General features: G+C 55.1%; 5 protein-coding genes. All 5 read left to right on the forward strand.

What is annotated here, in order from left to right; all coding sequences use genetic code 11:
• On the forward strand, positions 1–202 hold a 202-nt coding region (locus tag DW965_RS19460; protein ID WP_306542053.1), incomplete at its 5' end, for a hypothetical protein.
• A complete protein-coding gene (locus DW965_RS18280) occupies positions 192–1,565 on the forward strand; it encodes a ParB/RepB/Spo0J family partition protein (protein ID WP_330421269.1) in 1,374 nt (457 codons plus the stop codon). The genes DW965_RS19460 and DW965_RS18280, both read left to right, overlap by 11 nt.
• Positions 1,566–1,873: 308 nt before the next feature.
• Complete coding sequence (locus tag DW965_RS18285) at positions 1,874–2,230, forward strand: DUF7768 domain-containing protein (protein WP_003500157.1); 357 nt, start codon at positions 1,874–1,876, stop codon at positions 2,228–2,230.
• Positions 2,217–3,302: a DNA cytosine methyltransferase gene (locus DW965_RS18290; protein WP_119198665.1), complete on the forward strand. Its 1,086-nt coding sequence runs from the start codon at positions 2,217–2,219 to the stop codon at positions 3,300–3,302. The genes DW965_RS18285 and DW965_RS18290 overlap by 14 nt, the downstream gene beginning before the upstream one ends.
• 4 nt (positions 3,303–3,306) lie before the next feature.
• Positions 3,307–3,720: antirestriction protein ArdA (locus tag DW965_RS18295; RefSeq protein ID WP_147398817.1), on the forward strand; the 414-nt coding region annotated here is incomplete at its 3' end.

Genomic DNA, 3,720 nt, shown 5'->3' on the forward strand with positions numbered 1-3,720 from the left:
TTGCAACGGTGTACAAAGGGAACATAATAAAAAACTTAATAATGGACTGCCAATCTTACACAAAGTACCGCCCAAACGAGACTACGGGCGGTATTTTTGTATCATGGCGGAGAAAGGAGGAACTTCCCACGGGGGCTTGACTGAAAAGTTGAGCCCCTTTTTTCATGCCAAAAAACAGGAGGTAAATGCTTATGGCAGATGATAAAACCACAAAAACGCCGGAACAGCCGGTAACGGATAGCGGGCCGGGCAAGGAAACGCCTCCCGCTCCCCCAAAAGAGCCAGAGAAGGTTTCCGTTTCCCCGGAGCCGGAAAAAAAGACGGAACCAGAGGTAAAGAACCCACAGGTTTCTGTCTATAACTTCGCTGAAATTATGAAGGAAAAGAAAGTCGAGGAACGGGCGGCAGCTCCCGGCGTGGAAAAGCCTGACCCGGCAAAAGCGGAGAAACCGGAAAAGCAGCCGGAGGCTCCGAAAAAAGCAGAGGAAAAACCCAAAGAGCCGGAACAGCCGAAGCGCCGGGGCCGTCCCCCGAAAGCAAATAAGGACAAGGACGCAGCCCCGAAGTCCAAAGCTCCCGCACAGAAACCGGAAAAGGCGGTCAAAAAGGAACCGGAGAAAAAAACGGCTCCAACGATACAGGCCGCTCCCGCTCCGAAAGGACCCGAAAAGCCAAAGGATGCTCCACGCCGGGGCAAGGAGCAGATCGTCTATATCAAGCTGAACGAGCTCCACGCCTTCAAGAACCATCCCTTTGAAGTCCGAGACGATGAAGAAATGCGGGCTATGGTGTCCAGCGTCAAGGACAAGGGCGTTACCCAGCCTGCTATCGTCCGTCCCCGTGAGGATGGCGGCTATGAGATCGTGTCCGGCCACCGCCGCCAGAAGGCCAGCGAGCTTGCCGGATATGCGGATATGCCCTGTATTGTTCGCAATCTGACGGACGATGAAGCCATCACGCAGATGGTCGAGGACAATCTCAACCAGCGTGAAGAAATCCTTCCCAGTGAGCGGGCCAAAGCCTTGAAAATGCAGCTTGAGGCCATCAAGCACCAGGGCTCCCGCACTTCGGGCCAGATTGACCCGAAGGACGCAGGAAAACGCTCCAACGAAATTGTAGCCGAGCGCAATAAGATGGCGGTCAAGCAGGTGCAGCGGTATATCCGGCTCAATGAGCTGGTTCCCGACCTGATGAAGCTGATGGATGAAAAAAAGCTGGGCTTTACTACGGCGGTGGAGCTTTCCTATATCGGCAAGAAGAACCAGAACTATATCGCCGTCGCCATTGACAGCCAGCAGTCCTCGCCTTCACAGGCGCAGGCAAAGCGTATGCGTGAGCTGGACGAAAAGAAGCTGCTCAACGGGGATGTGATCGACGGCATTATGATGGAGGACAAAAAGGAGGTAGACAAAGTGATTTTGACAGGTGCGGAACTGAGCAAGTATTTCGGCAAGGAAACTACGCCGAGGGAAATGAAGGACCAGATCATCAAGCTGCTGGACGACTGGAAGGGTCAGCAGAAGGAACATGAAAAGCCGGAGAAGAAAACCGAACAGGAAAAGTAAGCCCAAACTTCGGGTCAGCATGGCCCGAGGATTGCGGCTCTGCCCCGCGCCCCGAAGCTCTGGAGATATAAATTATTCCCCCGTCGCCAGTTATTCCGTAGCATAGCCGGGAAAATCAGTCAAGGGCAGCGCCGCCGCAGGCGGTGCCAGAGGCACCCTTGACGGATTTCTCCCGGTTATGCTTTTTCCCGGTCAAGCGACGGGGATATAAATTCTCCAGAGCCGTTCCCCTTCCCGGGGGAAGGGGCGGAGGGGTTGGGCGAACTCTTGCTTTTCCCTAAACCAAAACAGAAATGGAGGCTCAACCAATGAAACGACCTTTAGCATACCTGACCGCCGCATGGAGCGGCGAGCCGGATGTTGATATGGAGCTGGCGGCCCACTACTGCCGTCTTGCTTATGAGGCGGGCTTTTCCCCGATCTGCCCGCTCTTGTATCTGCCGCTGTTTTTGAATGACAGCGTTCCCGAGGAACACAAGGCCGGGATTGATATGCGCCGGGATATGCTGCGGCGCTCCCACACCCTGATTGTCTGCGGCAGCGCTGTGGACGAGGATGTAAAAAATGATATTGCGGTTGCCGGGCGGCTGGGCATTGCGGCGACCACACTGGAAGGGGTGCTTGCCGTGAAGGGACATGGCACCCCGGGCCATGCCGGACATTAAGCTGGGAAGCCTTTTCGACGGGATTGGCGTGTTCCCTCTGGCTGCTTCCCGGTGCGGTATCCGTCCGGTATGGGCCAGTGAGATTGAAAAAGCGCCCATCTCCATAACCAAAAGGCACTTTCCCGACATGGTGCATTTGGGGGATATTACGAAGGTGGACGGCGGGAAAATCCCACCTGTCCATATAATTACCTTCGGTTCCCCCTGTCAGAACCTTTCTCTGATCGGCAACCGCTCCGGCCTTGCCGGGGCAAAATCAAGCCTGTTCTATCAGGCGTTTCGTATCATACAGGAAATGAGGGATGCTACTGATAACCTATATCCAGCTATCGCTGTTTGGGAAAACGTCATGGGAGCGTTTTCTACAAATGACCGGATGGACTTTAGAGCCGTCTTATCCGCCTTCTCGGACACCGAAGTTCCAATGCCTCCTTCGGGAAGATGGGGAAACGCCGGAATGGTGCGAGGGGGAACGCCTGATGTGTGCTGGCGACTCATGGACGCCCAGTATTGGGCAGGCTCCCGAAGGCTGGCACGAAGGCAGCGGATTTTCGTCGTGGCGGATTTTGGAGGCAGACGTGCCGCAGACATACTATTTAAGCCCCGTCCAATGCTCCCACTTCCTCCGCCTTGCGGAGAGGGCGGGTGGGCCGCCGCCGAAGGAGATCGAACAGCTTCTTTTGAAACAGGGCGGCAGATACCAGTCATCCACCCCTTTCAGTGCTTCCGTATGCGGGGAGCGGCAAAAAGGCAGGAAGAAACGGCCTTCCGAAACAGCTTCGGATTACCAACTGACCCTTTTCCCACTCTTTTAGCCAGTGATGTAACGCCCTTTGCCTTCTGGTATGAGGGCGACCCGGAGGGCGGCTGTATCCGTTTTCTGACGGAAACGGAAAGCGAACGGCTGATGGGGCTGCCAGAGGGCTGGACAAAGTACGGGGTGGACGGCGTGGAGATCCGGCCTCTGCAACGCTACAAGGCGCTGGGAAATGCGATTGCCCTCCCTTGCGCCGATTACATTATGGCCGGGATTTATGAGGTGCTGGCTGACCGGGCCGGAAAGGAGGAATGAGCCCATGTTTGAAGCCTATATAACCAATACAGCCCTATACCCCTTAATGGGGATTGAGGTAGGGACAACGGTACATTTCCCCATGACGACACAGGAGTTGCAGGCCGCCCTTGCCAAAATCGGGATAGACGGGAAACGGTACAGCGAAGTGTTCTTTACCAGCTTTGACAGTGATGTGCTGGGGCTCTACGATTATCTCTACGAATGTGAGAACATCGACGAGCTGAACGAGCTGGGCCACGCCCTGCTGGAAGTACGGGATAAGGGCGGACTGGAAACCTTTGAAGCCGCTCTTGTCTTGGGAAACCACACAAGGAGCGTGAAGGATTTGATAAACCTGACGCAGAACCTTGACCTTTACCGCTTTTACCCGGATATTTCCGATGATGAAGGGCTGGGCCGTCTTTACGCCGACGAG

Origin of the sequence: Blautia sp. AM47-4 (assembly GCF_003479865.1) — a bacterium.
GTDB lineage: Bacteria > Bacillota > Clostridia > Lachnospirales > Lachnospiraceae > Fusicatenibacter > Fusicatenibacter saccharivorans.